Annotated in this window: 13 protein-coding genes; 7 read left to right on the top strand and 6 right to left on the bottom strand. The window is 53.4% G+C overall.

From position 1 onward, the window contains the following. Positions 1-139: 139 nt before the first annotated feature. From clpX to bolA, 4 genes are all read right to left on the bottom strand, one after another. Positions 140-1414 carry an ATP-dependent protease ATP-binding subunit ClpX gene (gene clpX, locus QLG21_RS05790; RefSeq protein WP_006176908.1) on the bottom strand — a complete coding sequence of 425 codons (1275 nt, stop codon included), beginning with the start codon at positions 1412-1414 and terminating at the stop codon, positions 140-142. Positions 1415-1540: 126 nt separating this feature from the next. Further along, positions 1541-2164, bottom strand: a complete 624-nt coding sequence (gene clpP, locus QLG21_RS05785) for an ATP-dependent Clp endopeptidase proteolytic subunit ClpP (protein WP_014069126.1) — start codon at positions 2162-2164, stop codon at positions 1541-1543. Between the two features lie 259 nt (positions 2165-2423). Then, positions 2424-3722, bottom strand: coding sequence for a trigger factor (tig, locus tag QLG21_RS05780; RefSeq protein ID WP_006176906.1), 1299 nt, complete (start codon positions 3720-3722; stop codon positions 2424-2426). Positions 3723-4054: 332 nt separating this feature from the next. After that, positions 4055-4372: a transcriptional regulator BolA gene (gene bolA, locus QLG21_RS05775; RefSeq protein ID WP_006176905.1), complete on the bottom strand. Its 318-nt coding sequence runs from the start codon at positions 4370-4372 to the stop codon at positions 4055-4057. Positions 4373-4677: 305 nt separating this feature from the next. Here bolA and QLG21_RS05770 point away from each other — a divergent pair, with 305 nt between their 5' ends. The 7 genes from QLG21_RS05770 to cyoE all read left to right on the top strand — a co-directional run bounded on the left by QLG21_RS05770 (position 4678) and on the right by cyoE (position 12041). Next, on the top strand, positions 4678-5256 hold the full coding sequence (locus tag QLG21_RS05770) for a lipoprotein (RefSeq protein WP_137849202.1): 579 nt from the start codon (positions 4678-4680) through the stop codon (positions 5254-5256). 46 nt (positions 5257-5302) lie between these two features. Continuing rightward, positions 5303-6778, top strand: coding sequence for a muropeptide MFS transporter AmpG (gene ampG, locus QLG21_RS05765; protein WP_137849203.1), 1476 nt, complete (start codon positions 5303-5305; stop codon positions 6776-6778). Positions 6779-7256: 478 nt separating this feature from the next. Next, on the top strand, positions 7257-8204 hold the full coding sequence (gene cyoA / locus QLG21_RS05760; protein ID WP_006176902.1) for a cytochrome o ubiquinol oxidase subunit II: 948 nt from the start codon (positions 7257-7259) through the stop codon (positions 8202-8204). Between the two features lie 16 nt (positions 8205-8220). Next, a complete protein-coding gene (cyoB, locus tag QLG21_RS05755) occupies positions 8221-10212 on the top strand; it encodes a cytochrome o ubiquinol oxidase subunit I (RefSeq protein WP_137849204.1) in 1992 nt (663 codons plus the stop codon). After that, positions 10202-10816, top strand: coding sequence for a cytochrome o ubiquinol oxidase subunit III (locus QLG21_RS05750; protein WP_006176900.1), 615 nt, complete (start codon positions 10202-10204; stop codon positions 10814-10816). Before cyoB ends, QLG21_RS05750 begins: the two co-directional genes overlap by 11 nt. Continuing rightward, positions 10816-11142, top strand: coding sequence for a cytochrome o ubiquinol oxidase subunit IV (locus QLG21_RS05745; protein WP_006176899.1), 327 nt, complete (start codon positions 10816-10818; stop codon positions 11140-11142). Before QLG21_RS05750 ends, QLG21_RS05745 begins: the two co-directional genes overlap by 1 nt. Positions 11143-11153: 11 nt before the next feature. Next, positions 11154-12041, top strand: coding sequence for a heme o synthase (gene cyoE / locus QLG21_RS05740; protein WP_006176898.1), 888 nt, complete (start codon positions 11154-11156; stop codon positions 12039-12041). 40 nt (positions 12042-12081) lie between these two features. Here the strand turns inward: cyoE and fucU are convergent, their stop codons facing one another. Both fucU and fucK read right to left on the bottom strand, forming a co-directional pair. Then, the gene (fucU, locus tag QLG21_RS05735) at positions 12082-12510 is read right to left on the bottom strand and encodes an L-fucose mutarotase (RefSeq protein WP_058609293.1); all 429 of its coding nucleotides are present in this window, start codon (positions 12508-12510) and stop codon (positions 12082-12084) included. Continuing rightward, positions 12503-13906: an L-fuculokinase gene (gene fucK / locus QLG21_RS05730; RefSeq protein ID WP_282484041.1), complete on the bottom strand. Its 1404-nt coding sequence runs from the start codon at positions 13904-13906 to the stop codon at positions 12503-12505. The genes fucU and fucK overlap by 8 nt, the downstream gene beginning before the upstream one ends. Positions 13907-13924 lie beyond the last annotated feature (18 nt).

The following is a 13924-nucleotide window of genomic DNA, read 5'->3' as shown; positions in this document are numbered from 1 at the left end:
AACTGTGCTTCACACAACCATTAACATGTAATCCAGTATATGGGGATGTATTCCATACATTCAACGCCATGAATAAGGAAAAAATAAAGGGGAGATAAAATCCCCCCTTTTTGATTAACTGCTTGTATGAATTGGCGAATTATTCGCCAGATGCCTGCTGCGCTTCCGGCTTACCGTAAATCAGTAACGGTTTGCTTTGACCGCCGATAACTGACTCATCAATCACCACTTTCTCGACATCTTCCATGGACGGTAAATCGTACATGGTGTCGAGCAGCGCCGCTTCGACGATAGAGCGAAGACCACGGGCACCGGTTTTACGGATCATGGCTTTCTTCGCAATCGCGTCCAGCGCTTCGTCACGGAACTCCAGCTCAACGCCTTCCAGATTAAACAGCGCCTGATACTGCTTGGTCAGGGCGTTTTTCGGCTCTTTCAGGATCTGGATCAGCGCGTCTTCGCTCAGCTCGTTCAGCGTGGCGACAACCGGCAGACGACCAATAAACTCAGGGATCAGACCAAATTTGATCAAATCTTCTGGTTCAACCTGTGAAAGCAGCTCGCCTTCGTTCGGTTTTTCGGACGTGGATTTCACCGTCGCGCCAAAACCAATGCCGGAGCCGGTTTCAACACGGTGAGAGATCACTTTATCCAGACCGGCGAACGCACCACCACAGATGAACAGGATCTTGGAGGTATCAACCTGCAGGAACTCCTGCTGCGGATGTTTACGTCCACCCTGCGGTGGAACCGCGGCAACGGTGCCTTCGATCAGCTTCAGCAGAGCCTGCTGTACGCCTTCACCCGATACGTCACGGGTGATAGACGGGTTATCTGACTTACGGGAGATCTTGTCGATCTCATCGATGTAGACAATCCCGCGCTGTGCTTTCTGCACGTCGTAATCGCACTTTTGCAGCAGTTTCTGAATGATATTTTCAACGTCTTCACCCACGTAACCGGCTTCGGTCAGCGTGGTAGCATCGGCCATGGTGAAAGGAACATCCAGCAGGCGTGCCAGCGTTTCAGCCAGCAGCGTTTTACCGGAACCCGTCGGCCCGATCAGCAAAATGTTACTTTTACCCAGTTCAACACCATTACTGGTGTCGCCGTTACGCAGACGTTTATAGTGGTTGTACACCGCAACGGCCAGCACTTTCTTAGCCTGCTCCTGACCGATGACATAGTCGTCAAGATGATGACGAATCTCATGCGGTGTTGGCAGTGCGCTGCGTTCACGGTGAGGCGCTACTTCTTTAATCTCTTCGCGAATGATGTCGTTACATAAGTCGACACATTCGTCGCAGATATACACGGACGGCCCGGCAATCAGTTTACGCACTTCATGCTGGCTTTTGCCGCAAAAAGAGCAGTACAGCAGTTTGCCCGAACCATCTTTGCGTTTATCTGTCATGAGTCCAAACCTCTTTTTAAGTTCTTTGTGCCGCACATGACGACGCAAATGCCATTCTCAGACGCAAGCTGTTTACAGCAGCGTGCCGCCCTACCTTAGTATAGCGGCACACTCGCGTCGCAGGCATCAATTACGATGGGTCAAAACGGAGTCGACTAAGCCGTACTCAACTGCCTCTGGTGCAGAGAGGAAGCGATCGCGCTCGGTATCGCGCTCGATCTGCTCAAGAGATTGACCCGTATGCTGCGCCATAAGTTCATTCATGCGCGCTTTTACTTTCAGAATTTCGCGGGCGTGGATTTCAATATCCGTTGCCTGACCCTGGTAGCCGCCCAGCGGCTGGTGGATCATCACGCGGGAATTTGGCAGGCAGAAACGCTTACCTTTGGCACCCGCGGTGAGCAGGAATGCCCCCATGGATGCCGCCTGACCCATACAAATGGTGCTTACATCCGGCTTGATAAATTGCATGGTGTCATAAATGGACATCCCCGCCGTAATAACCCCGCCAGGCGAGTTAATGTACAGGTAGATGTCTTTTTCCGGGTTTTCCGCTTCCAGAAACAGCATCTGCGCCACGATCAGGTTAGCCATATGGTCTTCGACCTGGCCGGTCAGAAAGATAACGCGTTCCTTGAGCAGACGGGAATAGATATCAAAAGAACGCTCACCACGTGAGGTCTGTTCAATAACCATTGGCACCAGAGCCATATGGGGTGCAAAGTTATCTCGTTCGCCACTGTATGACATGTCCGTCTCCTGGATCTAAATTGAAAACACCTGCTGTACTGATTGTAACCTCATGGACGGATTATCAGCCAGTCTCATTGATCGTGATTACATACTTATGGGGTTCGCAGTGCTCTATTTCAAGCATAACAACCTTTTGTTGATACGCTATCACTGAAAGGGCGTTTTCGCACTCTTCCTGGCCTATCGCTGCGATAAAAAAAACCCGCCGCCGTGAGGCAACGGGTTTTTTGTTCAAACTTTAAACGTTGAGGCGAAATTACGCCTGCTGGTTCATCAGTTCGGTGAAAGAGGTCTCTTTTTCGGTTACTTTCGCTTTCGCCAGTACCGCTTCAACAGCCTGCTCTTCCAGTGCGACGTTGCGCATGTTGTCCATCAGCTCTTTGTTCTTACCGTAGAACTCAACAACTTCTGATGGATCTTCGTACGCGGAAGCCATCTCTTCGATCAGGCCTTTCACACGCTCTTCGTCAGCTTTCAGCTCGTGGGTACGAATCACTTCGCCCAGCAGCAGGCCAACAACAACGCGGCGTTTCGCTTGCTCTTCGAACAGTTCGCGAGGCAGTTCCATCGCTTGCTGCTGGTTGCCACCGAAGCGCTGTGCAGCCTGACGGCGCAGAACATCGATTTCGCCGTCGATCAGGGCAGCAGGAACGTCGATTTCGTTCGCTTTCACCAGGCCTTCGATAGCCTGAGATTTCACACGGTTACGTACAGCACCGTTCAGCTCGCGTTCCATGTTTTTACGCACTTCGGCACGCAGACCCGCGATAGAACCATCTTCCACGCCGAAACGTTTGATGAATTCTTCAGTCAGTTCTGGCAGCTCGCGCTCTTCAACTTTCTTCAGGTTGATCACGAACTTCGCTGCTTTCCCTTTCAGGTTTTCAGCGTGGTATTCTTCCGGGAAGGTCACGTCGATGGTGAACTCTTCGCCCGCTTTGTGGCCTTTGATACCGTCTTCGAAGCCTGGGATCATACGACCCTGGCCCATTGCCAGCACGAAGTCAGACGCTTTGCCGCCTTCAAACTCTTCGCCATCTACGGAACCGGTGAAGTCGATTGTTACGCGGTCTTCAGCGTCAACTGCGCCTTCTTTGTCTTTCCAGTTCGCCTGCTGCTTGCGCAGGGTATCCAGCATGCCGTCAACGTCTTCGTCAGTCACGGAAACGATCGGTTTTTCAACTTCGATGGATTCCAGACCTTTCAGCTCAACTTCCGGGTACACTTCGAACTCTACGGAGTAGGTGAAGTCTTCGCCCATTTTGTATTCGCCTGGCACGTAGTTTGGCGCACCGGCTGGATTAATTTTTTCTTTGATGATGGCATCAATAAAGTTGCGGCTCATCAGTTCACCCAGCACATCCTGACGCACGGAAGCGCCATAACGCTGAGCAACAACATTCATTGGTACTTTGCCCTTACGGAAGCCGTCAATACGTACTTTTTTTGCTACGTTGACCAGCTCGCTTTTCACAGCAGTTTCGATGCTGTCAGCAGCGATAGTAATCGTTACACGGCGGCCAAGGCCTTGAGTGGTTTCAACTGAAACTTGCATCTTGTTACCTCAAAAAAATCACAGTGCTCGGTCAACTCTGAATCTGTCTGTTTTACCGGGATGCTCTCTCAATGTGCAGATTTACATTCCCTGTCGCCAGAATCATCCCGAAGACATTCAATAAGACGCGGCATTATAGCGGCATCACTTAGGTGAGTCGAGAACGGTTGGGGCATGTTGCTGCGGCTTTTTTCACACTTTAAGGCTATTTTTAGCCTTAAAAATGCGCCATGCGCTCAAAACTCAGACAAAACAAAACGGCCCGGAGGCCGTTTTGACGAAATCTTTAAGCAACATACTGGAAAAACTCCAGCGGTTGCAAATCCGATTTATCAGGCTATGCTGCCCGCACCGCGACAGGGAGGTGAGGCAAAGACCGTATCCTGCAGGCCTTCCCATTCCTTAATGGTATAGGTGTGCAATGCCAGCGCATGTACGGTTGTGGAGAGTTCATCCGTCAGGGTACTGTAGATTAAGCGATGACGATTCAGGAAGCGCTCTCCCGTGAAACGATCGCTCACCAACACCACTTTGAAGTGGCTTTCAGACCCTGCCGGTACGTTATGACGATAGCTTTCGTCGACGACTTCGAGGAACACAGGGTTAAACGCTGCCCTTAGTTTTTCTTCTATCTGTTCACGTATCATCATGAAATTACTCCTCCGACAACGCTAAGATGTCACCCATCCCTTTAAATATTAGCCGCTTTTACCGTTTCCATTACACCTTGACAACAAATATTTAGCTTTCATCCGATTTTCTCAGTCAAACGAATGAAGTTAACGATGAGACTCATGCGATTTGCCCATAACGGGCGGAGAAAAGCGGTGGGCCGGTTAGTTTTCGGACAAGGCGATGAATTTACATGCGTTGACCACTTCCCCTCGCCGTTGGCAATGTTATGATGGCGACAAATTCTCTCTCTAAATGCTTACGATTCGTTGAGAACCTCAAAATGTTAAAAAAAATCTTCTTTCCGTTGGTAGCACTTTTCATGCTGGCAGGCTGCGCAACCCCGCCAACGACCATTGATGTGACGCCAAAAATTACCCTTCCTCAGCAAGACCCGAGCCTGATGGGCGTGACGATCAGCATTAACGGTGCCGACCAGCGTCAGGATCAAGCCCTGGCAAAAGTGACCCGTGATAACCAGCAGGTTACGCTGACCGCTTCCCGCGACCTGCGTTTCCTGCTGCAGGAAGTGCTTGAGAAGCAGATGACCGCTCGCGGTTACATGGTTGGCCCAAGCGGCGCGGTAGATCTGCAGATCATCGTGAACAACCTGTACGCTGACGTTTCCCAGGGTAACGTGCGTTACAACATTGCCACCAAAGCCGACATCGCGATCATCGCAACGGCGAAGAATGGCAACAAGATGAACAAAAACTACCGTGCCAGCTACTCCGTTGAAGGCGCTTTCCAGGCCTCTAACAAAAACATTGCTGACGCGGTTAATAGCGTGCTGACTGACACCATTGCCGATATGGCTCAGGACACCAGCATCCACGAGTTTATCAAACAGAACGCACGTTAATCCTGCTCACTGACCCGGCGGTTAGCCGGGTCAGACTTAGAAGAACATGTCGAGTCACTACTTACGCATTTTCCAGCAGCCTAAATCAGCTATCTTGCTGATCCTCGGTTTCGCCTCAGGTTTACCGCTCGCGCTCACGTCAGGCACGCTGCAAGCCTGGATGACCGTTGAGAACATCGATCTTAAAACCATTGGTTTCTTCTCGCTCGTGGGCCAGGCCTACGTGTTTAAATTCCTGTGGTCGCCTGTCATGGACCGCTATACACCGCCGTTCCTGGGGCGTCGTCGCGGCTGGTTGGTCATCACTCAGATTCTGCTGCTGCTGGCCATCGCCGGTATGGGCTTCCTGGAGCCGACAACGCAGCTGCGCTGGATGGCCGCGCTGGCGGTGGTTATCGCCTTCTGCTCCGCGTCGCAGGATATCGTTTTTGATGCCTGGAAAACGGACGTCTTACCTGCCGAAGAGCGTGGGGCGGGAGCCGCCATCAGCGTGTTGGGTTATCGGCTGGGGATGCTCGTGTCCGGTGGGCTGGCGCTCTGGCTGGCCGACCGCTACCTTGGCTGGCAGGGCATGTACTGGCTGATGGCCGCCCTGCTGATCCCCTGCATCATCGCGACCCTGCTTGCGCCCGAACCGAGCGATGTGATCCCGGTTCCACGCTCGCTGGAACAGGCCGTTGCCGAACCGCTGCGTGATTTCTTTGGCCGTAACAATGCCTGGCTCATCCTTCTGCTGATTGTCCTTTATAAGCTGGGCGATGCGTTTGCCATGAGCCTGACGACCACCTTCCTGATCCGCGGCGTTGGCTTTGATGCCGGTGAAGTTGGCGTGGTGAATAAAACGTTGGGGCTGTTTGCGACCATCCTCGGCGCGCTGTATGGCGGCGTCCTGATGCAGCGCCTGAGCCTGTTCCGCGCCCTGCTGATCTTCGGCATCCTGCAAGGGGCATCGAACGCGGGTTACTGGCTGCTTTCCATCACTGACAAACATATGATCAGCATGGCGACCGCGGTGTTCTTTGAAAACCTCTGCGGCGGAATGGGAACCGCGGCCTTCGTCGCTCTGCTCATGACCCTGTGCAACAAGTCGTTTTCCGCCACGCAGTTCGCCCTGCTCTCGGCGCTCTCCGCCGTGGGCCGCGTTTATGTTGGCCCGATTGCGGGCTGGTTTGTTGAAGCGCACGGCTGGCCGACGTTTTATCTCTTCTCCGTGATTGCTGCCGTACCTGGAATATTACTGCTACTGGTGTGTCGCCGGACGCTGGAATATACCCAGCGGACAGACCACTTTATGCCGCGCACCGAATACCATCGCGTCTACCGTTTTGCATTGCGTCTGTTAATGGTGGGCTGCCTTGCGCTGGTGCTGTGGCTTGCAGTACTGATTATCAACGCCACAACCGCGTTGTCACTTCCGTTTGATACCCTTCTGCTGGACGTGGGTGCGCTGCTGGCCGTTGCCGGGATCCTTCTCGGCGGCATGCTTGATTTCCTGGCATTGCGTAAAACGCAGATGACCTGAAGAAAAAAGCGAAAGGTTATTTCCCGTTGTAATCACGAGACGAAATTATAACGGCGAAATAACCGACGGCGGCTAAAAAAAATATTTGTTGTTTTGTGCGGGATAGTTTTTGGAAATTATTGGAGCCAAATCCAAAACGCTATTTCCGTTAACCGATTCAGCATTTGAAAGATTGATTTTTCGTTTTTTAATTGTCTTTATATTGATAATTAATTGTTAATTTTTTGTATATTTTAGACAATGGTTATACCAATTGCCCCTTTTGAGCTATGCTTGGGGATCCTTTCGTAATAAAGCCCGTGGCACGCGGCTTCTGTCTTAAAAAGCGACACAATTTGCAACACTTGTGACATGCACGGCAGAACCCGGTAACACCTTCCTGACACAGGCCTAATGATGTTTACAGTAATGTAACCTTCCCGTAAAATGCCCCCACACTTTAAACGCCACCAGACTCCCGTGGAATTGAGGTCGTTAAATGAGACTCAGGAAATACAATAAAAGTTTGGGATGGTTGTCATTATTTGCAGGCACTGTATTACTCAGCGGCTGCGATTCTGCACTACTAGACCCCAAAGGACAGATTGGACTGGAACAACGTTCACTGATTCTGACGGCATTTGGCCTGATGATGATAGTGGTTATCCCGGCCATCTTGATGGCTGTTGGTTTCGCCTGGAAGTACCGTGCGAGCAATAAAGATGCGAAGTATAGCCCTAACTGGTCACACTCCAATAAAGTGGAAGCTGTGGTCTGGACGGTGCCTATTCTGATCATCCTGTTCCTTGCCGTACTGACCTGGAAAACCACTCACGCGCTTGAGCCAAGCAAACCGCTTGTTCACGATGAGAAACCTATTACCATTGAAGTGGTCTCCATGGACTGGAAATGGTTCTTCATCTATCCGGAACAAGGCATTGCTACCGTGAATGAAATCGCCTTCCCGGCGAACACTCCGGTTCAGTTCAAAGTGACCTCCAACTCCGTAATGAACTCCTTCTTCATCCCGCGTCTGGGTAGCCAGATCTATGCGATGGCCGGTATGCAGACCAACCTGCACCTGATCGCTAATGAAGCAGGCACCTACGACGGTATCTCCGCCAGCTATAGTGGCCCAGGCTTCTCGGGTATGAAGTTTAAAGCTATCGCTACGCCAGACCGCGCCGCGTTCGACCAGTGGGTTGAAAAAGCGAAGCAGTCACCAAACACCATGTCTGACATGGCGGCGTTCGAAAAAGTGGCTATTCCAAGCGAATACAACAAGGTGGAGTACTTCTCTAACGTGAAGCCTGATTTGTTCAAAGACGTTATTGGCAAATTTATGGACCACGGTAAGAGCATGGACGTGACCCAACCTGAAGGTGAGCATAACGCACACCAGGGGATGGAAGGCATGGACATGAGCCACGCGGAAACCGCTCACTAAGGGGCCGAGGAAGAAAATGTTCGGAAAATTGACACTGGATGCAGTGCCCTACCATGAACCCATTATCATGGTTACGGTGGCTGCCATTATCATCGGTGGTGCGGCCTTAGTTGGCCTGATCACTTACTTCGGTAAGTGGAGCTACCTGTGGAAAGAGTGGCTGACTTCGGTTGACCACAAAAAACTCGGTATCATGTACTGCATCGTCGGTATCGTCATGTTAATTCGTGGCTTTGCGGATGCAATCATGATGCGTAGCCAGCAGGCACTTGCTTCTGCGGGTGAAGCTGGCTTCCTGCCGCCGCACCACTACGACCAGATCTTTACCGCCCACGGCGTTATCATGATCTTCTTCGTAGCGATGCCGCTGGTTATCGGTCTGATGAACGTGGTCATTCCGCTGCAAATCGGCGCGCGCGACGTAGCGTTCCCGTTCCTGAACAACCTGAGCTTCTGGTTCACGGTTGTCGGCGTTATTCTGGTAAACCTGTCACTGGGTGTGGGCGAATTCGCACAGACCGGCTGGCTGGCCTACCCGCCGCTTTCGGGAATTGAGTACAGTCCTGGCGTAGGTGTCGACTACTGGATTTGGGCGCTTCAGCTCTCCGGTGTTGGTACAACCCTGACCGGTATCAACTTCTTCGTGACCATTATCAAGATGCGTGCCCCTGGCATGACCATGTTCAAGATGCCGGTATTTACCTGGGCATCTCTGTGCGCCAACATCCTGATTATTGCATCATTCCCAATTCTGACCGTCACCGTCGCGCTGCTGACCCTGGATCGCTATCTGGGCACCCATTTCTTCACGAATGACATGGGTGGCAACATGATGATGTACATCAACCTGATTTGGGCATGGGGTCACCCGGAAGTGTACATTCTGGTTCTGCCAGTGTTCGGTGTCTTCTCCGAAATCGCAGCAACCTTCTCGCGTAAACGCCTGTTTGGCTACACCTCGCTGGTGTGGGCAACCGTGTGTATTACCGTACTGTCGTTCATCGTTTGGCTGCACCACTTCTTCACCATGGGTGCGGGCGCGAACGTAAACGCCTTCTTCGGTATCACCACGATGATTATCGCAATCCCTACCGGGGTTAAGATCTTCAACTGGCTGTTCACCATGTACCAGGGTCGTATCGTGTTCCACTCAGCGATGCTGTGGACCATCGGCTTCATCGTCACCTTCTCTGTAGGGGGTATGACCGGTGTACTGCTGGCGGTACCAGGTGCGGACTTCGTACTGCACAACAGCCTGTTCCTGATTGCGCACTTCCATAACGTTATCATCGGTGGCGTGGTCTTCGGCTGCTTCGCTGGCGTAACCTACTGGTGGCCAAAAGCGTTCGGTTTCACCCTGAACGAAAAATGGGGTAAACGCGCGTTCTGGTTCTGGATCATCGGCTTCTTCGTTGCCTTTATGCCGCTGTACGTGCTGGGCTTCATGGGTATGACCCGTCGCCTGAGCCAGCAGATCGATCCGCAGTTCCACCCAATGCTGATGATTGCAGCAGGCGGTGCGGTGCTGATTGCCTGTGGTATTGCGTCCCAGCTGATTCAGTTCTACGTCTCTATTCGCGACCGCGAGCAGAACCGTGACCTGACCGGTGACCCATGGGGTGGCCGTACGCTGGAGTGGGCAACCTCTTCCCCACCTCCTTTCTATAACTTCGCCATTGTGCCGCAGATCCACGAGCGCGACGCATTCTGGGAAATGAAAGAAAAAGGTGAAGCGTACAAGCAACCTGCTCATTACGAAGAGATCCACATGCCGAAAAACAGCGGTGCGGGCATTGTGATTGCCGCCTTCGCAACGGTATTTGGTTTCGCAATGATCTGGCACATCTGGTGGCTTGCGATTGTTGGCTTTGCTGGCATCGTCATCAGCTGGATTGTGAAGAGCTTTGACGAGGACGTGGACTACTACGTACCAGTCCGTGAAGTTGAAACGCTGGAAAAACAGCATTTCGACGAGATTTCTAAAGCGGGGCTGAAACATGGCAACTGATACTCTGGCGCACTCAACTGCCCACGCGCATGAACATGCGCACCACGATACAGGGCCGATGAAAGTCTTCGGTTTCTGGATCTACCTGATGAGCGACTGCATTCTGTTCTGCTGTCTGTTCGCGACCTATGCCGTTCTGGTGAACGGCACGGCGGGTGGCCCGACCGGCAAGGATATTTTTGAACTGCCGTTCGTGCTGGTAGAAACCGCACTGCTGTTATTCAGCTCCATCACCTACGGCATGGCGGCGATCGCCATGTACAAAAACAACAAGAGCCAGGTTGTCTCCTGGCTGGCGTTGACCTGGTTGTTTGGTGCTGGGTTCATCGGGATGGAAATCTATGAATTCCATCACCTGATCATGGAAGGTTTCGGTCCGGATCGTAGCGGCTTCCTGTCAGCGTTCTTCGCGCTGGTGGGTACCCACGGTCTGCACGTCACCTCGGGTCTTATCTGGATGGCTGTACTGATGTTCCAGGTATCCCGTCGCGGCCTGACCAGCACAAACCGCACGCGTATCATGTGCCTGAGTCTGTTCTGGCACTTCCTGGACGTGGTGTGGATCTGTGTGTTCTCTGTAGTGTATCTGATGGGGGCGATGTAATGAGTCATTCAAACGATCATGGCGCTTCCCACGGTAGCGTAAAAACCTACATGACAGGTTTCATCCTGTCGATCATCCTCACGGTGATCCCGTTCTGGATGGTGATGAGCGGTTCTGCGTCTAAGCCGGTTATTCTGGGTGCAATCCTGGTGACCGCGGTGATTCAGATTCTGGTGCATCTGGTTTGCTTCCTGCACATGAACACCAAGTCCGATGAAGGCTGGAATATGACCGCCTTTATCTTTACCGTGATTATCATCGCTATCCTGGTAGTCGGTTCCATCTGGATTATGTGGAACCTCAACTACAACATGATGGTTCACTAAGAGCGGCGAGTATGTTTAAGCAATACCTGCAAGTAACGAAACCAGGCATCATCTTTGGCAACCTGATCTCCGTGATCGGAGGGTTCCTGCTGGCCTCCAAAGGCAGCATCGATTACACCCTCTTTGCTTCCACGCTGGTGGGTGTGTCACTGGTTGTTGCGTCCGGTTGTGTATTTAACAATTACATCGACATGGATATCGACAAGAAGATGGAGAGGACCAAAAATCGGGTGCTGGTGAAAGGCCTGATCGCCCCTTCCGTCTCGCTGGTGTACGCCACCTTGCTGGGTATTGCTGGCTTTATGCTGCTGTGGTTTGGTGCTAACCCGCTTGCCTGCTGGCTGGGGGTGATGGGGTTCGTGGTATATGTGGGCGTTTATAGCCTGTATATGAAACGTCACTCCGTCTACGGCACGCTGATTGGTTCACTCTCCGGCGCTGCGCCGCCGGTGATTGGCTACTGCGCCGTCACGAACGAGTTCGACAGCGGTGCGCTCATCCTGCTGGCTATCTTTAGCCTGTGGCAGATGCCGCACTCCTATGCCATCGCGATTTTCCGCTTTAAGGATTATCAGGCAGCGAACATCCCGGTTCTGCCGGTTGTGAAAGGCATTTCAGTGGCCAAGAACCACATTACGCTCTACATCATCGCTTTTGCCGTGGCAACGCTGATGCTCTCTCTGGGCGGTTACGCTGGATACAAATATCTGGTGGTGGCGGCTGCGGTGAGCGTCTGGTGGCTCGGCATGGCGCTGCGTGGCTACAAAGTGGAAGATGATAAGGTCTGGGCGCGCAAGCTGTTCGGCTTCTCCATCATCGCCATTACCGCACTCAGCGTGATGATGTCCGTGGACTTCATGGTACCGGATTCACACAGCCTGCTGACATACGTCTGGTAAGTGTGCTGAATTGAAAAAGCCGGGTTGAACCCGGCTTTTTTTATGCCTGCGGCGTCACGCCTTTCTTCAGTAAAATATTGCCGTACTTCGCCGTCTCGCCCGTCACGACGATGGCAAATGCCTGCTGCGCCCGTTGGTAAAACGCGTAACGGTCGATGCGCACGATCCCCTCCCCTTCTTCGTTGCCGAATAATGCCTGGCGGTACCGCGCCTCGACCGCAGCATCAAGCGTATCCCCTTCCACGGGTGCCATCATCACCAGCGGCGGGGCATAGCTGTCGAGTTCAAAAAGCGGGATGACGGCAGCCAGTAACTCGCTCACCCGCAGACCGTCGGCGCGAATAACCTCTGGGCCGAGGCTGTGCGCGGGAAAATGGGCGTCCGCAAAAATAATCTCATCTCCGTGCCCCATTTCCGCCAGGGTTTTAAGCAGCGCGGGTGAGATCAGCGGTGATATCGTTTTAAGCATGGTTTTTTCCCTCTGGATAAAAATAGCGGTAGCGATACTCCACGCAGGCGCGAGCCGCAACGGCACTGGCGGCCTCTCCGGTGCCCCACCAGCCGTACAAGGCCGCACCAAGCACCGTCGTTTCACCCTCATCAAGCACTTTAACCGGGATCCCGAGGGCATCGGCTTTAAGCTGATTCCACAGCGCATTGCGACTGCCGCCGCCCACCAGCAGAAGCTCGCGCGCCGTAAACTGCGCGATGTCCTCCAGCGCGCCCAGGTTATCCTTCAGTCGCGCCGTCAGCCCCTCCAGCGCCGCGCGGTAAAAGTGGGCAGGCGTGGTGTTGAGCGTCACGCCCTGCCAGCCGGCGAGCGGGGAATCGAGCAGTTGCGTATTCATCGTCACCCCGTCCGCCCCCCTCGGCAGCTCTGCCACCTGAGAAAGGATGGTGTCCCAGCTCGTATCAGGAGACCAGAACAGGCTGCGGATCCACTCCAGCACGCCGGATGCCATGTATTGCGTGCCCGGATTAAACAGCCCCGGCTGGCTGTCCAGCTCACAGGTCGCCCCGGGATAGTGAATGAGCGACGCGGTGTTTACACGCGACGTGCGCGCCATCAGGATCTCCCAGGTCCCCGAAGAAAGAACCGCTTCATCAATCCCCGCCCCCGCGCCAAACAGCGCAAACTGCGTGTCATGCCCGGCGGAGATCACCGGCACGCCGGGAGGCAACCCGAGCCGAGCCGCCGCGACGGGCTGCAGCTCGCCAATAACGTCACCGGGGTACACCAGCGCCGGGAAAAGCGAAGGCGCAATCCCCGCCTTCGCGAGAATCGCTTCGCTGAACCGCTGCTGAGCGAGATCGAACATCTGGCTGGTGCCCGCCATGGTGAAATCGGTGGTCATTTTGCCCGTCAGGCGATGGTTGATCAGCGAGGAGATAAAGAGCCAGGCGTGGGCGCGCTGCAGCAGGTCGGGACGGTTTTCCCGCAGCCACAGCACTTTGTATAACGTGTTAAAACTAAACTGCCCTACCCCGGTTATTCGCTGCAGCTCTGCCGGGGAGAAGCGTCGGGACGCATTTTCCATCACCGCGACCGTGCGCGGGCATTTCCAGCTGATCACCGGGTAAAGCAGCTCTCCCGTCTCATCCACCAGCGCGCCATCCACCCCGAAGGTGGTGACGCTTATGCCGCACAGCCGGTACGTACTCAGGACCGCGCCGATCGCCTGACAGCATTGGGCAAATCGCTGCATGATGGCGTCCAGCGACCACTGGTGCCATGCCGGATTTTCAGCCGCGCTTTCGCTGGCGTTTGCGACAGCCGCACGCGCCACAATCTTCCCGTCAGGATCGAGCGCAATGGCGCGCACGTTGGTCGCGCCACAGTCGAGAACCAGAAAGCATTTTTTCATTATGGCCCCCACAGGTTG

Source organism: Enterobacter sp. V87_3 (assembly GCF_029967835.1).
GTDB classification, from domain to species: domain Bacteria; phylum Pseudomonadota; class Gammaproteobacteria; order Enterobacterales; family Enterobacteriaceae; genus Enterobacter; species Enterobacter cancerogenus.
Note: the sequence above shows the minus strand (reverse complement) of the source record. Positions and strands in the feature narration are given on the sequence as shown.